Origin of the sequence: Stenotrophomonas sp. 22385, assembly GCF_052045085.1 — a bacterium.
In the GTDB taxonomy this organism is placed as follows: domain Bacteria; phylum Pseudomonadota; class Gammaproteobacteria; order Xanthomonadales; family Xanthomonadaceae; genus Stenotrophomonas.
Map to the genome: position 1 here is coordinate 641,803 of NZ_JBQEOG010000001.1, position 15,289 is coordinate 657,091.

The 15,289-nt window shown below is 65.7% G+C and carries 10 protein-coding genes; 3 read left to right on the top strand and 7 right to left on the bottom strand.

Annotated features, from left to right (window positions below; genetic code table 11):
• Window positions 1-682 precede the first annotated feature (682 nt).
• Complete coding sequence (locus tag ACTJI4_RS02730; protein WP_440868434.1) at window positions 683-3,553, top strand: TonB-dependent receptor; 2,871 nt, start codon at window positions 683-685, stop codon at window positions 3,551-3,553.
• Window positions 3,554-3,704: 151 nt separating this feature from the next.
• Here the strand turns inward: ACTJI4_RS02730 and fhuE are convergent, their stop codons facing one another.
• Entirely contained in the window at window positions 3,705-5,882 is a 2,178-nt protein-coding gene (gene fhuE, locus ACTJI4_RS02735; RefSeq protein ID WP_392918246.1) for a ferric-rhodotorulic acid/ferric-coprogen receptor FhuE, read from the bottom strand.
• Between the two features lie 280 nt (window positions 5,883-6,162).
• Here fhuE and ACTJI4_RS02740 point away from each other — a divergent pair, with 280 nt between their 5' ends.
• Together ACTJI4_RS02740 and ACTJI4_RS02745 are read left to right on the top strand one after the other, a co-directional pair.
• Window positions 6,163-6,642: a VOC family protein gene (locus ACTJI4_RS02740; RefSeq protein WP_392918244.1), complete on the top strand. Its 480-nt coding sequence runs from the start codon at window positions 6,163-6,165 to the stop codon at window positions 6,640-6,642.
• A 134-nt stretch (window positions 6,643-6,776) separates the two neighbouring features.
• Window positions 6,777-7,655 (top strand): EamA family transporter, encoded by an 879-nt coding sequence (locus ACTJI4_RS02745; RefSeq protein WP_440868435.1) that lies wholly within the window; start codon window positions 6,777-6,779, stop codon window positions 7,653-7,655.
• Window positions 7,656-7,661: 6 nt separating this feature from the next.
• On the opposite strand, the gene betA is transcribed toward ACTJI4_RS02745, so the two are convergent.
• From betA to ACTJI4_RS02775, 6 genes are all read right to left on the bottom strand, one after another.
• Window positions 7,662-9,332, bottom strand: a complete 1,671-nt coding sequence (betA, locus tag ACTJI4_RS02750) for a choline dehydrogenase (RefSeq protein WP_440868436.1) — start codon at window positions 9,330-9,332, stop codon at window positions 7,662-7,664.
• A 2-nt stretch (window positions 9,333-9,334) separates the two neighbouring features.
• Window positions 9,335-10,807, bottom strand: a complete 1,473-nt coding sequence (gene betB, locus ACTJI4_RS02755) for a betaine-aldehyde dehydrogenase (protein ID WP_440868437.1) — start codon at window positions 10,805-10,807, stop codon at window positions 9,335-9,337.
• Window positions 10,808-10,844: 37 nt separating this feature from the next.
• On the bottom strand, window positions 10,845-12,824 hold the full coding sequence (betT, locus tag ACTJI4_RS02760; protein WP_440868438.1) for a choline BCCT transporter BetT: 1,980 nt from the start codon (window positions 12,822-12,824) through the stop codon (window positions 10,845-10,847).
• A gap of 79 nt (window positions 12,825-12,903) precedes the next feature.
• Window positions 12,904-13,641, bottom strand: a complete 738-nt coding sequence (locus ACTJI4_RS02765; RefSeq protein ID WP_440868625.1) for an endonuclease/exonuclease/phosphatase family protein — start codon at window positions 13,639-13,641, stop codon at window positions 12,904-12,906.
• Between the two features lie 53 nt (window positions 13,642-13,694).
• The gene (locus ACTJI4_RS02770; protein ID WP_440868439.1) at window positions 13,695-14,525 is read right to left on the bottom strand and encodes a thiol:disulfide interchange protein DsbA/DsbL; all 831 of its coding nucleotides are present in this window, start codon (window positions 14,523-14,525) and stop codon (window positions 13,695-13,697) included.
• A 106-nt stretch (window positions 14,526-14,631) separates the two neighbouring features.
• The gene (locus tag ACTJI4_RS02775; RefSeq protein WP_440868440.1) at window positions 14,632-15,279 is read right to left on the bottom strand and encodes a thiol:disulfide interchange protein DsbA/DsbL; all 648 of its coding nucleotides are present in this window, start codon (window positions 15,277-15,279) and stop codon (window positions 14,632-14,634) included.
• Window positions 15,280-15,289 lie beyond the last annotated feature (10 nt).

Here is a 15,289-nt window from a genome sequence, read left to right on the forward strand (position 1 = left end):
AGGTCCTTCGTCGCGCGCCTGGACCCGCCACAACTCGCGGTGGTTCAAAGGACTATCTGAGCGCGTTGTCGGTTGTGGCGGCCTTGGCAACTCTCGGTTTGGATGCGGTGGTGTTTATTCGAGTCGCCAAGTGTTTGACCTCGACCCTCTGTGGCCCGGGCGTGGCGTCAGGATGGCTCTATCTGGCCGTGCTGGGTGCGGCGTACGTTTCGATGGAGCTAGGGCTGGCGCTCTCAAGGCTCATTGGTTCTCGCTAGCAGGAGGCGAAGCTCGTTACTCGTGTGGACCACCAAGCGCCATGGTCGTCTGAATTGCCGCGTTACCTTGGGTCTTCGTTGTGGCGCTCTGTCCGAAAAGTAGTCATCGAGACCTCGCGTTCAAGGTCATGCCTTCGCCGGGCGGATTGCTTTTCCGTGCGGTCGGCAGGGGCGCGACCCTACCGGGGGGCGTTATGTCTCCTGGGTTCCATACGAAGTGCCGCTTCTCCGTTTGGATGACCCGCCCTAACACGGGCGCTTGGGTGCTCAAAGGCATCACTCCTCTCTTCTTTCGTAAATTCGGCGTGAAAGCGCCGATTTCATCACGCCTTCATCTTTACAGGTTGTTTACAAAGGAGACGCTGCCGCGCTTCAAGGGGGAGGCGAGGCGGTCCCAGCAAGCCATTCCTTTGGAGAGAGAGCGAATGAACAACCTGCATTACCGCCCCTTGGCGGCTGCCGTAGCGCTGTGCCTGCTGTCCGTCCCCACCCTTGCCACCGCGCAGGATGCTCCCCGCACCACCACCGAACTGGACCGGGTGGAAGTCACCGGTACCCGCATCAAGCGGGCCGAGGTCGAAGGCCAGGTGCCGATCCAGACCCTCACCCGCAGCGAGATCGAACGCACCGGCCTGAATTCCATCGGCGAGGTGCTGCAGCAGCTGACCGGTTCCGGTTCGGCGCTCAACGCCAAGTTCAACTCGTCGGGCAACTTCGGCTTCCCGCCCGATGGCAGCGGCGTGGGCGCCGGTTCGGCCCAGGTCGACCTGCGCCACCTGGGCGCCAAGCGCGTGCTGGTGCTGGTGGATGGCATCCGTTGGGTCAATGAGTCCTCCGCCTCGGGCGTGGGCGCGGCCACCGACCTCAATACCATTCCGCTGGCGATCGTCGAGCGCATTGAAGTGCTCGAAGACGGCGCCTCGTCGCTGTACGGCTCGGACGCGATTGCCGGTGTGGTCAACATCATCACCCGCCGCGAGTTCGATGGCGGCCAGGTCACCGTGAACTATGGTGAGTACAGCAAGGGCGATGGCACCCAGAAGGGCGTGGACCTGGCTTGGGGCACCAGTGGCGACCGCTACAGCCTGTTCCTGGGCGCCAGCTGGACCAAGCAGGACGCGGTGTATGCCAACACCCGCGAACAGTCGCGTTACCCGATCCCGGGGACGGGTCTCTCATTCGGTAGTTCAGCAACTCCGACCGGGCGGTTCCGCTTTGTAGATCCGAATACTGGAATCGAACACAACATCACGCCCAACAATGGTGCGACGTCGCCGGCTTTCAACGGAGTTGGTGGATGTGATCGAACTGACGATTATCACTGCTTCACCACGGCGGACCGCTTCAACTTCGCCGAATACAACCTGCTGCTGACCCCGTCCGAGCGCAAGGGCATCTTCGGCCAGTTCCGCTTCGACATCACCGACAACGTACAGTGGTATATCAAGGCGCTGGCCAATCGCCGTGAGTCGACAAATCAAGCTGCGCCGGAGCCGTTGTTCTTTGGCCCCGACGGGGCGACCGGAAATCCGCTTGCTGACAACATCATTATCTCTGGCCTCAATCCGTACAACCCCTTTGGGTTCGATCTTGATGCTTCAGATAATCTGATCGTGATCGGCCGCCGCCCGGTGGAAGGCGGGCCGCGCATCTTCGAGCAGGAAGTGAACACCACCTACTTCGCCACTGGGCTGGTGGGCCTGTTCCAGGCCGCCGACCGCAGCTGGTCGTGGGACATCAACGGCATGTACAGCAAGAACAAGGCCGAACAGACCAACTACGGCAGCTACAACATCTACAACGCCAACATCGCGTTGGGTGACCCGGCCATCTGCGCGGCTACCCCGGGCTGCGTGCCGCTGAACATCTTCGGCGGCCCCGGCACCATCACCCGGCCGATGCTGGACTGGATCCAGCCGGTAGTGCACGACCGCAGCCAGAACGAGCTGACCCTGTTCACCGCCAACCTGAGCAGTGATCTGCTCACGCTGCCGGCCGGGCCACTGTCGTTCGCCACCGGTTACGAGTACCGCAAGTACGAAGGCGAATACCAGCCCGATCCGATCACGGTGCGGGGCCACTACAACGGCGTGCCGTCGCTGCCGACCTCCGGTTCGTACGACGTCAACGAGGTGTACCTGGAACTGGCGGTGCCGATCTTCGCCAAGAGCGCCCTCGGCGAGAAGCTGGACCTGAGCCTGGCCGGGCGCTATTCGGACTACTCCACCTTCGGTGGCGAGTTCACGCCCAAGTACGGCCTGCGCTGGCAGGTGACCAACGACTTCGTGCTGCGTACCAGCTACGCCGAAGGCTTCCGCGCACCGTCCATCGGTGAGCTGTACGGGTCGGCGGCGCGTGCGGACCTGCAGCTGTTCGATCCGTGCTCGGTGGGCCTGGGTGGCACGCCGCCGCGTGGCAGTGCGGCCAACTGTGCGGCGTTGGGCGTGCCAACCGGTTTCCAGCAGGCCAACTCGCAGATCTCGGTCACCACCGGCGGCAATGACCAGCTGGATCCGGAAACCTCGCGCAGCTTCAGCGCCGGCTTCGTATGGAGCCCGTGGTTCGGCAACAACGCTTCGTGGTCCGAACGCTTCGACGTGGAAGTGACCTTCTACCGCCACAACATCGAAGGCGCCATCCAGGCCATCAACGCCCAGACCCAGCTCGACCTATGCGTGGACACGCTGGACCCGCTGTACTGCGGCGGTATCACCCGTGCCTCCACCGGCGCGGTCAGCGGCTTCAACAACCGCCTCACCAACCTGGGCTCGATCAAGACCGACGGCTGGGACGTGGACCTGTTCTGGACGCTGCCGCAGACCGACGTGGGTCAGTTCAAGATCGGTTGGCAGAACACCTTCGTCGGTCGTTACGAGGCGGTGGGCGCGGCGGGCCAGCGCCAGCCGCAGGAACCGGGCGTGGAAGTCACCGACAGCTCGATTCCGGAATGGACCAGCAACGCGTCGCTGAGCTGGAACATGGCCAACTGGAATGCGTCGTGGACCGTGCGCCACATCTCCAAGCTCACCGAGCAGTGCGGCGACGCCGCCGCGTTCCCGGTGTGCAGCGAGCAGGCGGCAGGCACCAACGAACTGGCGGCAACCACCTACAACGACTTCCAGGTGGGCTACAAGTTTGACTGGATGAAGGGCCTGCAGCTCAGCGCCGGCCTGAACAACGCGTTCGACAAGGATCCGCCGATCTGCCTGTCGTGCTCGTTGAACGGGTATGACGCGTCCACCTATGACATCCCGAAGGGGCGTTACTGGTACCTGCGCGCGGACCTGCGGTTCTGATGAAACGCAGAAAGCCGGGCTTGGCCCGGCTTTCTGCTTGTTACCGGCCACCCGACCAACGGTCGGGTGCTACCGAGGTCAATCCGTCATCCAACCCACGGTCGGGTGTTACCGGGGTCAATCCGCCACCCGACCCACGGTCGGGTGACGATCAGAAGGACCAGGTAAAGGTGATCGAGCCGTTGCGGCCGTCGCCGTAGGCACCGTAGCCGTTGATCTGCGAGAAGTACTGCTTGTCCAGCAGGTTGTTGAGGTTGGCCTGCACGCTGAACTGCGGGGCCAGGCGGTAACGCACGAAGGCGCTGACCAGGGCGTAGCTGTCCTGCTCGATGCGGCCGTACGCGGGCACCGGGTAGTAGATGCCGTTCTGCCAGTTCACGCCACCGCCCACGGTGAGGTCGCTCAGCGACTGCGGGGTGTAGCTGGTGAACAGCTTGATGGTGGTCTGCGGCAGGTTGGTGTTGATGTCCGCGCCGTTGATGTCCTTGGCCACGTAACGCGAGGCGCCGAAGGTACCGTTCCAGCCCGGGGCCAGTTCACCGTTCAGTTCCAGCTCGAAACCACGGCTGACGGTGCCGCGTGCGCCGATGTAGGCAAACTCGCCCGGACGCGACGGAATCGGCTCATTGGTGACCTGGGCCACGTTGTCCTGTTCGATGCGGAACACGGCCAGAGAGGCGTTCAGACGGTTGTCGAACCAGGCGGCCTTGACGCCGACTTCGTAGCTCTTGCCGTCGACCGGATCGAGGTAGGTCGCGTTGCGGTCGCGCGCGGTCTGCGGCTGGAAGATCTCGGTGTACGCCGCGTAGGTGGTCCAGGTGTCGTTGAGGTCGTAGACCAGGCCCGCATAAGGCGTAGTTTCCTTGTGCGAACGATCCGAGCCTTCGCCCTCGCTCTTCCAGTCGGTGTACCGCGCGCCGAGGATCAGCTTGAGCGGATCGGCCAAGGACAGACGGGTAGCGGCGTAGCCGGCCTTCTGGGTAATGGTGCCTTCGCTCTGCAGCGGCAGGGTGCCCACCCAGTTCGGTTCGGAAATGTCACCGTTCCAGCCGAGGTAGCTGCTGAAGGGATCCCAGGGCAGGCCGGGGCCACCGACCTGGTAGTCACCGTAGTTGGCGTAGTCGCGCTTGTTGTAGCTCAGCCCGGCCATGACCTTGTGTTCCTGGTCGAACAGCTGGAACGGACCTTCCACGTAACCGTCGACGGCGTCGACCTTGCGCTCGGTGTTGTAGAAGCCGGCCGACGGGGACACGCCGGCACCGGTCACCGGGTCGAACAGCGAGGCACCGCTCACCCAGTCGTTGTAGGCCGGGTAGAACAGCTTGTCGTCGGCCTTGGTTTCGTCATGGGTTGCGCCGATGCGAACCTTCCAGTCATTGGCAAAGCCGTGTTCCAGCGTGGCGAACGCGCGCTTGCTGGTGGTGTCCCAGTAGGTCCACTTGGCGGCCGAGTTGAAGGTCTCGTCATACGGGGTCGGGCTGCCATCCGAGAACAGCATCGGGAAGCCACCCCAGGTGGCGCCGTTCGCGCGCTTCTGCTGGTAGTCGTAGCCCACGCTCAGCTGGGTGTCCGGGGTCAGGTCGGCGTCGATCACCGCATAGCCCAGCGTCTTGTGCTGGTCGTAGCGGTCCATCTGCGATTCGGTGTCGAGGTAGCTGCCGATCACGCGTGCACGCACCGAACCACTGGCATTCAGCGGCGTGGTTACGTCCACGGTGCTGCGGGTGCGGCCCCAGCTGCCGACGTTGACCGACACGCTGCCGGTCAGTTCGGCGCTGTCGGCGTGCTTGCGGATCAGGTTGACCGACGCCGACGGGTTGCCCGCGCCGGTCAGCAGGCCGGTGGCACCACGCACCACTTCCACGCGGTCATACAGGGCCAGGTCCAGGCCGGAATCGCCGTAGCTCCAGTTCTGCACCATCTGCGTAGGCAGGTTGTCGTACTGGTAGCTGTCGATATAGAAGCCGCGCGAGTAAAACTCGGTGCGCTCGGTATCGGACTGGGTGCTGCTCACGCCGGTGGTATTGGCCAGCACGTCGATGATGTCGTCGAGGTTCTGGTCCTCGATGCGCTGGTGGCTGATGATGCTCACCGACTGCGGAATCTCGCGCGGGGCCAGATCAAAGCGGGTGCCGGCGGAGGTGCGGCGGACCGAATAGCCTTCCGCGCGCTCACCCTTTACCACGATCTTGTCCAAGGTAGTGGCGTCGGGGCTGGCATCCTGCGCGAACGCCGGGGCAGCGGCAAACGTGGCCAGGGCAATCAGCAGCGCCTGCGGCAGGCGGCCGTGGGGCAGGGGGCGGGTCAGCACAGCGGCGGTACGGGGCATCAGCGGTTCCTGGGCGGCGGCGCACCAGGCGGCGATCCTCGGATGCCGGGCGCTGCGGACGGTGGGGGCAGTACGCGACGAGCGGGTGCGGTGCAGCGGCACGGGCTTTGGCAACTGATCGCCGTGCGCCTCCCTGGCGCGAACGGGATCGCATCATGGTAATGCGAATCAGTCCCATCCGCAATGTCCATCGGTTTCGGGTGGGTGACCCACCGGTCCTTAACGTGGCCAGGCCTACGGTGGGCGCACCCGGGCCGCGGCCCGTTCCCAGGAATGTCCGATGATCGCCAAGAACACGCTTTGTCTCTGGTACGACGGCGCCGCCGAGGAAGCCGCCGCCTTCTATGCCGCCACCTTCCCGCACAGTTCGGTGCAGGCCGTGCATCGCGCGCCGTCTGACTTCCCGTCCGGCAAGAAAGGCGATGTGCTGACCGTGGAGTTCACCGTAGTCGGCATTCCCTGCATCGGCTTGAACGGCGGGCCGGCGTTCAAGCACAGCGAAGCGTTCTCGTTCCAGATCGCCACCGACGACCAGGCCGAGACCGATCGTCTGTGGAATGCCATCGTAGGCAACGGTGGCCAGGAGAGCGACTGCGGCTGGTGCAAGGACAAGTGGGGGTTGTCCTGGCAGATCACGCCGCGGGTGCTGACCGAGGCGTTCAACAGCACTGACCCGGCGGTGGCAAAACGCGCCTTCGAGGCGATGATGACCATGAAGAAGATCGACGTGGCGAAGATCGAGGCGGCAGTTCAGGGGTGACGGCACGCCTGCAGGCGAAGACGACATGCCCGAGGGCCACGTAGCGACACGCCATGCGTGTCCCACGTAGCATCCGGCACCGCGCGGGACACGCGTGGCGTGTCGCTGCGCTGGCATGCGGGTATCCTCACGCGATGACTTCGTCGCGCCTCTCCACGCTGTTCCCCGTCCTTGCCGTCCTCGGCTCGGTGACCGCACTTGCCGTGGGCACCTCGTTCGCCAAACAGCTGTTCCCGGTGATCGGTGCGCAGGGCACCAGCGCGCTGCGCGTGGGCTTCTCCGCGCTGGTACTGCTGGCGGTGTTCCGGCCGTGGCGCTGGACCACCACGCGCGCCGATGCGGGCGCGATCTTCCGCTACGGGATCACCCTGGGCGTGATGAACCTGCTGTTCTACATGGCGCTGCGCACGATTCCGTTCGGCATCGCGGTGGCCATCGAGTTCTGCGGGCCGCTGGCGGTGGCGATGTGGTCCTCACGGCGGCCGATCGATTTTGTCTGGGTGGGCTGCGCGGCTGCCGGCCTGCTGTTGCTGCTGCCGCTGGGCCATGGCGAACCGCTGGACCTGGGCGGCGTGCTGTATGCGCTGGGCGCGGCGGTGTGCTGGGCGCTGTACATCATCTTCGGCAAGCGTGCCGGGCACCTGCATGCCGGGCACACGGTGTCGCTGGGCCTGTGTGCGGCTGCGCTGGTCGTGGTGCCGGTGGGCGTGGCGCACGCCGGCATGGCGCTGCTGGACCCGAAGATCCTGCTGTTCGGGTTGGGCGTGGCGGTGGTCTCCAGCGCGATTCCCATGTCACTGGAAATGGCCGCGCTGAAGCGGCTGCCGAAGGAAACCTTCGGCATCCTGATCAGCATGGAACCGGCGGTAGCCGCGCTGCTGGCGATGGGCCTGCTGGCCGAACACCTGACCCCATTGCAGTGGGCGGCGATCGGCTGCACGGTGGCGGCGTCGATTGGCAGCACGGTCACTGCCAAGCGGCGCGAACCGGTGCTGGCCCAACCGGCGGGGTAACCCCCGTCAGCGCCGCACCGGCGCATCGCCGGCCACGTAGTACGTGGCCGTGCTGCGCGGCAACGGTTCGCGGCCCCGGATGCGGTCGGCGATCTTCTCGGCCATCATGATCGTGGTTGCGTTGAGATTGCCGGTGATGATGCGCGGCATGATCGAGGCGTCCACCACACGCAGGCCCTGCATGCCATGCACGCGGCCCTGGCCGTCCACCACGCTCATCGCGTCGGTGCCCATCGCGCACGAACAGGACGGGTGGTAGGCGGTTTCGGCACGGGCGCGCACGAAGGCATCCAGCTCGGCATCGGTGCGGCAGTCCGCGCTGGGGCTGATCTCGCGGCCGCGGTATTCGTCCAGTGCCGGCTGGGCGATGATCTCGCGGGTGATCCGGATCGCATCGCGGAACTCCTGCCAATCCTGCTCGGTGGACTGGTAGTTGAACAGGATGGACGGGTGCTGGTGCGGGTCCAGCGAACGCGCATGCACGCGGCCCCGGCTGGGCGTGCGCATCGACCCCACATGCGCCTGGAAACCGTGTTCCTTCACCGCATGGGTGCCGTTGTAATTGATCGCCACCGGCAGGAAGTGATACTGGATGTTGGGCCAGGCGAAATCGTCGCGGGTGCGGATGAAGCCGCCGGCCTCGAACTGGTTGCTGGCACCCACGCCCGTGCCGGCGAACAACCACTCCGCCCCGATCGCCGGCTGGTTCCACCACTGCAGCGCCGGGTACAGCGACACCGGCTTGGTGCAGGCGTACTGGATGTAGACCTCGAGATGATCCTGCAGGTTCTCGCCCACGCCGGGCAGGTCGTGCACCAGCGGCACACCCAGCGACGCCAGCAATGCGGGCGCGCCCACGCCGGAGCGCTGCAGGATCTGTGGCGATGCAATCGCGCCAGCGCACAGCAGCACCTCGCGGCGCGCATGTACGTCGATCGGGTCGACACTGCTGCCGGCCAGGTAGCGCACGCCCACCGCGCGCTTGCCGTCGAACAGGATGCGATCGGTGGTGGCGTGGGTCACGATCTCCAGCCCGGGCCGGCCCTTGGCCATGTCCAGGTAGCCGCGCGCAGTGCTGGAGCGGCGCCCGCGCGGAGTGACGGTGCGGTCCATCGGACCGAAGCCCTCCTGCTGGTAGCCGTTGAGGTCGTCGGTGCGCGGGTAGCCGGCCTGCACGCCGGCCTCGACCATGGCGTGGAACAGCACGTTGTTGTCGTTCTTCGGGGTCGCCACGCTGACCGGGCCATCGCCGCCGTGGTAATCGTTGGGCCCGATGTCGCGGGTTTCAGCCTTGCGGAAGTAGGGCAGCACGTCCAGGTAACTCCAGTCCTCCAGCCCATCGAAGGTGGCCCACTGGTCGAAATCCAGCGCATTGCCACGGATGTAGCACATGCCGTTGATCAGCGAGGAGCCGCCCAGGCCCTTGCCGCGCCCGCATTCCATGCGCCGGTTGTCCATGTGCGGTTCGGGCTCGGTTTCGTAGGCCCAGTTGTAGCGCCGGCCCTGCAGCGGGTAGGCCAGCGCGGCCGGCATCTGCGTGCGGAAATCCAGGCGGTAGTCGGGGCCGCCGGCTTCCAGCAGCAGCACGCTCACGCCGGCGTCTTCGGTGAGGCGCGTAGCCAGCGTGTTGCCGGCCGAACCGGCGCCGATGATGATGTAATCGTATTCGCGCTTCATATTCAGAACACCGATGCGTAGCGGTCCAGTTCGATCTGGACGGATTTGGTGCGGGTGTAGGCTCGCAGCGTGGCCAGGCCGTTCTCGCGGCCCACGCCGGACTGCTTGTAGCCGCCCACCGGCATCGTGGCCGGCGATTCGCCCCAGCAGTTGACCCAGCAGATGCCTGCTTCCAGGCGGTGGATCAACCGGTGTGCGCGGCTGAGGTCCCGCGTCACCACGCCGGCCGCAAGGCCGTACTCGGTGGCATTGGCGCGGCGGATCGCCTCGTCTTCATCCTCATAGGTCAACAGGCTGAGCACCGGCCCGAAGATCTCTTCGCGCACGATGGCCATGTCGTCGCGGCAGTCGCTGAAGATGGTCGGGGCCACATAGCAGCCCTTGCCCAGCGCGCCGTCGGTGAGGCGCTGCCCACCGCATACCAGGCGCGCGCCCTCTGTCTTGCCGCTCTCGATGTGCGCCAGCACCCGGCGCATGTGCGCGGCGCTGACCAGCGGGCCGAAGTTGGTGTCTTCGGCAAGCGGGTCGCCGATGCGGATACGGGCCACGCGTTCGCGCAGCGCCTGTTCGACATCCGCCTGCAGGGCGTGCGGTACGAAAACGCGGGTGCCGTTGGTGCAGACCTGACCGGCGCTGTAGAAGTTGGCCATCATCGCCACATCGGCGGCCAGGTCGATATCCGCATCGGTGCAGATGATCAGCGGCGACTTGCCGCCCAGCTCCATGGTCACCTCCTTGAGCGTGGAACTGGATGCGCTGGCCATCACCTTGCGCCCGGTGGCGGTGCCGCCGGTGAAGGAGATCTTCTCGATGCCGGGGTGTTCGGTCAGTGCGGTGCCGACGCCGGCGCCATCGCCCGGCAGCACGTTGAACACGCCATCGGGCAGGCCGGCTTCGGTGAAGATTTCGGCCAGCTTCAGCGCGCTCAGCGGGGTCACTTCGCTGGGCTTGAAGATCATCGCATTGCCGGCGGCGAGCGCAGGAGCGGCCTTCCACAGGGCGATCTGGATCGGGTAGTTCCAGGCGCCGATCGCACCGACCACGCCCAGCGGTTCCTGCCGCGTGTAGAAGAAGCTGCCTTCGCGCAGTGGTACCTGGCTGCCTTCCAGCCCGTGCATCACACCGGCGTAGTACTCCAGCACGTCCGCGCCGGTGACGATGTCCACGCTGCGGGTTTCGCCAAGCGGTTTACCGGTGTTGAGGCTTTCCAGTTCGGCCAGGCCGTCGTTGCGCTCGCGCAGCAACGCCACCGCGCGCAGCAGGATGCGCGAACGCTCGACCGTGGTGAGCGCGGCCCAGATTCTCTGGCCCGCATGGGCGCTTTCCACCGCTGCATCCAGGTCGTCGCTGTTGGCGCTGTGCACGTTGGCAAGCACCTCGCCGTTGGCCGGGTTGACCACCTCGAAGGTGCGGTTGCCCTGCGAGGCGACGTAGCGGCCGCCGATGTAGAGCAGCTGGTCGGGGAAGGTGGGCATGTCGATGACTCCTGTGTGCGTCGGGAGACCAGCGGGTTCAACGGGTCAGATGCAGGAACTGCAGGTGGCGCTCGTACTGGTCGATGATGTCGTTGATGATCTGCTGGCGGCTGTAGCCGACCAGTTCGTAATCCTGTCCACCTTCATAGAGGTGCACTTCGGCGCGGTAGTAGCGCTGGTTGCGGAAACGCTGTGCAGCGAACGAGGGGGTAAGGTAACCGCGCATCACCACCTGGTAGCGGAACACCTGCTGTTCGCCGTGGTTGACTTCCAGTTCCATCTGTCCGGATTCGAACCGGGTGGTCACGTCCAGGCCCTGCTCGCGCAGCTGGGTGGCCACCGCTTCGATGGCCGGGCGCACGTCGGTGTCCATGAAGCGGTACACCTCGTCGCGCGCCGGGAAATGCACGGCCTGGGTGATGCGCTGGCGCCAGCCACGCTGGTGGCGCGATTGGCCGATCAGCGGGATCGGCGAGTATTGCGAGGCCTTTTTACGCTGCGATTCCTCGCCCAGTGCCCGGGTCAAGCCCCACAGCATCAGCAGCAGCACCACCGAGAACGGCAGCGACGCGAGCACCACCGCCGATTTGAGCGCATCCATGCTGCCGGCCAGCAGCAGCCCCGCGGTCACCAGCGCGGTCATCACCCCCCAGAACACCCGCAGCCAACGTGGCCCATCTTCCTCGGGCGCACCGCCATGCGAAGACAGGGTGGACAGCACGACGGTGCCCGAATCGGCGGAGGTGACAAAGAAGATGAAGCTGACGATGACCGTCACGGTGATCACCGCGCGGCTCCACGGGTAGCTGTCCAGCAGTGCGTAGAGCACGGTGGGCGGGTTGTCCACCGCCATCTGCGCCAGGTGCTCCTGGCCGTGGTGAAGTACCTGGTCGAGCGCGCTGTTGCCGAAGATCGACAGCCACGCGAGGGTGAAGCCCAGCGGGATCAGCAGCACGCCGAACACGAATTCGCGGATGGTCCGGCCGCGCGAAATACGCGCGATGAACAGCCCTACGAACGGCGCCCAGCCGATCCACCAGGCCCAGTAGAACACGGTCCAGTTACCCAGCCAGTCGGCGCGGCCGCCGTAGGCGTACACGTCGAAACTCTTGCCCACCACATTGCCCAGGTAGTCGCCCAGGTTCTGCATGAGGGTGCTGAGCAGGTACTGGGTGGGGCCGGCGAACAGCATGAACAGCAGCAGTGCGATGGCCAGCAGCATGTTGATGTCCGACATCCAGCGCACGCCCTTCTCCACGCCGGAGACTGCCACGATGATCGCCGCGCCCATCATCAGCGCGATCAGCGCCACCTGTACCCACGGGGCGTGCGGGATAGGCAGCAGTACGTTCAGGCCGGCATTGAGGTGCAGCACGCCGAAACCCATGTCCGCGCCGATGCCGAACACGGTGGCGACGATGCCCAGTGCATCCACGGTGTAACCGATGGGGCCGTTGATACGTTTTCCGATCAACGGGTACAGGGCCGAACGCAGCGCCAGCGGCAGGTTGTGGCGGTACGCAAAGTAGGCCAGCGCCATCGCCGCCAGCGCGAACACGCCCCAGCCGTGCAGGCCCCAGTGCAGGAACAGCAGCTGCATGGCCTGGCGCGCGCCGGCTTCGCCACCGCCCACCCCGCCTTGTGGCGGCTGCAGATAATGGGTGAGTGGTTCGGACACGCAGAAAAAGAACAGGGTGATGCTGATTCCGGCCGCGAACAGCATGCCGGCCCACGAGAGATAGCTGAACTCCGGTTCGTCATGGTCCGCGCCCAGCTTCACCTGGCCGTAGCCCGACAGCGCCACGCCGACCACGAACACCAGGTACACGGTCATCGCCAGCAGGTAGTACCAGCCCACATTGCGCGATGCCCAGGTCTGCGCGTCCAGCAAGAGAACGCCGGAGGGAATGGGAAACGCGGTGACCAGAATGGCGAATGCCGCCACGATCGTGGCGGCAAGCAGGAAGACGGGTCGAAGCGTGCGCACCTCGCTGGGAGGCGTCTCCACGATGTTCATGGATGAAGGGCTCACAGTGCCGTTGCCGGCAGACCCCACGCATTAGCGCATACGCGCTGTGGACATCCCGTTTACGCGATCAGCGCAGGGCGTGATTCGGCACATCGATCTCCATGGCCAGTGCCAGGTGATCGGAGAACGCCGCCGGTACCGCTTCGGCGCTGCGTTGCTGCAGGCTGCTGCTGAGCAGGATGTGGTCGATGGCCCGGTCCGGCCGCCAGCTTGGGAAGGTGGGCACCGCGCAGCCGGGCGGCTGCAGGTTGGTCTTCTGGTACAGCACCTGCATTTCCGGACGTTCGGCAAGGCAGTTGAAATCGCCCATCAGCACAGCGTTGGAATGCTCGGACAACAGATCCGCGATGAAGGCCAACTGTGACATGCGCGAGTTGGTGCCCAGTGACAGGTGTGCCACGGCCACTGCCAGGCCCTCGTTGCCGTCTCCGAACTTGGCCAGCAGCACACCGCGCCCGCCAATCCGGCCGGGCAGGGCGTGGTCCTGCACTTCCACCGGTTCCAGCCGGCTCAACAGGCCGTTGGCACTGGAAGCCACCCCGCCCATGCGGCGGTTGGGTTGGTGGCTCCAGTAATTGAAGCCGGCGCGCTCGGCCAGATAGTGGGTCTGGTTGGTGAAGCCCGAGCGCAGGCTGCCGGGGTCGGCCTCCTGCAGGCCGACGATGTCGTGACCGCGGGCCAGCTGGGCGATGGCGTCCAGGCTGGTCCGCTTGCGCCCCGCCGGCAGGGCATGCGACCAGCTGCGGGTCACATAGTCGCTGTAGCGGCGGGTGCTTGAGCCGGCCTGGATGTTGGCCGTCAGCAGGCGCAGGGTCCGCGTGTTGGGGGAAGTCACGACGGTTGCTTGCTCTTGGATGCTCAGTTGCCCTTGGCGGCACGTTCGCGGGCGATCAGGTGATCGGCGATGCGCAGCATGTCCGGGAAGCTCTTGCCCTTGACCAGATACTTGCCGTTGACGATCACCGACGGGGTGCCGGTGATCTGGCTGCGCTGCGCAAACTGCTTGGCAGCGCTGGTCTTGGCGCTCACCGCGAAGCTCGACATGGTGGCCTCGAACTGCTTGGCATCGGCGCCGTGCTTGGCGTAGAAGGCGGCGATATCCTGCACCGAATCACGGCCGCGCTCACCCTTCAGGGCCTGGTCGACGTGGATGGCCTTGTACAGCGCTTCGTGGGTCTTGTCTTCCAGTCCCAGTGCCTGCGCGGCGTAGAACGCCTTGGCATAGTCATCCCAGGTACCGCCGAACATGGCCGGCACGTACACGAAGTTCACATCGCTCGGCAGGCCGGCTTTCCAAGGCCCGATCAGCGGCTGGAACGCGGCACAGGCCGGGCAGACGAAGCCGAACACTTCTGCCACTTCGATCTTTCCGGTGGCCGGCTGGAACGGCTTGCCATTGGCGATGACCACGTAATCGGTGCCTTCCACCGGGGCCGGGCCCACCGGCTGCGAGGAGGCCGGTGCCGGTGCCGGGGTGGTGGCTTCGGCAGCAGCAGTTTCGGCGGCGGCGGTTTCGCCGCTGGCGGCCGGCGCAACCTCGGTCGGGGCCGGGGCGGTTTCAGCCGCCGGGGTGTTGGTCGGCGCAGCCGGCTCGGTCGGGGCGGCGGTGTTGGCGGTGCCATCCTGGGCCTTGCAGGCGGCCAGGATCGGCAGCAGGGCCATGAGCATGAGGGCGAAACGGGTCTTCATCGAAGCGTCTCCAGCAGAGCATGTTGGGGCCGGCGCATCGGGCGCCGGCCAGGGGGGAATGATGACACGCGGCCGCCGGGGCGCCGCGTGCAGGGTGCGTGACGGTTCAGCGAGCCTTCGCGGCGCGTTCGCGGGCGATCAGGGCATCGGCGTTGCGCAGCATCTCCTCGAACGAGGTGCCCTTGACCAGGTACTTGCCGTTGATCACCAGCGACGGCGTGCCCTGCACCTTGACCCGCTGGGCGAAGGATCTGGCCACGGCCAGCTTGGCCTCCACTTCGTTACTCTTCAATGCGGTGGTGAACTGCTGTTCGTTCACGCCGTAGTCCTTGTAGAAGCCGGCCAGCTCCTTGGGGGATACGTTGGACAGGGGCAGCGAACCCTTTTCATGCAGTGCGTCGAACATCGCTGCATGGCTGCGCTTGGCCACGCCCAGCTGCTCTGCCGCGTAGTAGGCACGGGCATAGGAATCCCAGTAGCCGCCGAACACGGCCGGCACAGGGGTGAAGCGCACGTCCTTGGGCAGCTTCTTCTGCCAGGCCTGCAGCAGCGGCTCGAAGTGGGCGCAGTGCGGGCAGGTATAGCCGAACACTTCCGCCACTTCGATCTTGCCGGCCAGCGGCGCAAAGGGGCCGGGCGCTTCGATCACGTCGTAATCCCTGCCTTCCACCAGTGCGGCGGGGGCGGGCGCGGCCAGCAGGGACAGGGGGCTCAGGGCCAGCAGCAACAGCATCAGGCGGGGCAGCAACGTCATCTACATCCAT

Coding starts and splice junctions, on each gene's coding strand:
- ACTJI4_RS02730 (WP_440868434.1), top strand. CDS start 683: ATGAACAACCTGCATTACCGCCCCTTGGCGGCTGCCGTAGCGCTGTGC.
- fhuE (WP_392918246.1), bottom strand. CDS start 5,882: ATGCCCCGTACCGCCGCTGTGCTGACCCGCCCCCTGCCCCACGGCCGC.
- ACTJI4_RS02740 (WP_392918244.1), top strand. CDS start 6,163: ATGATCGCCAAGAACACGCTTTGTCTCTGGTACGACGGCGCCGCCGAG.
- ACTJI4_RS02745 (WP_440868435.1), top strand. CDS start 6,777: ATGACTTCGTCGCGCCTCTCCACGCTGTTCCCCGTCCTTGCCGTCCTC.
- betA (WP_440868436.1), bottom strand. CDS start 9,332: ATGAAGCGCGAATACGATTACATCATCATCGGCGCCGGTTCGGCCGGC.
- betB (WP_440868437.1), bottom strand. CDS start 10,807: ATGCCCACCTTCCCCGACCAGCTGCTCTACATCGGCGGCCGCTACGTC.
- betT (WP_440868438.1), bottom strand. CDS start 12,824: ATGAACATCGTGGAGACGCCTCCCAGCGAGGTGCGCACGCTTCGACCC.
- ACTJI4_RS02770 (WP_440868439.1), bottom strand. CDS start 14,525: ATGAAGACCCGTTTCGCCCTCATGCTCATGGCCCTGCTGCCGATCCTG.
- ACTJI4_RS02775 (WP_440868440.1), bottom strand. CDS start 15,279: ATGACGTTGCTGCCCCGCCTGATGCTGTTGCTGCTGGCCCTGAGCCCC.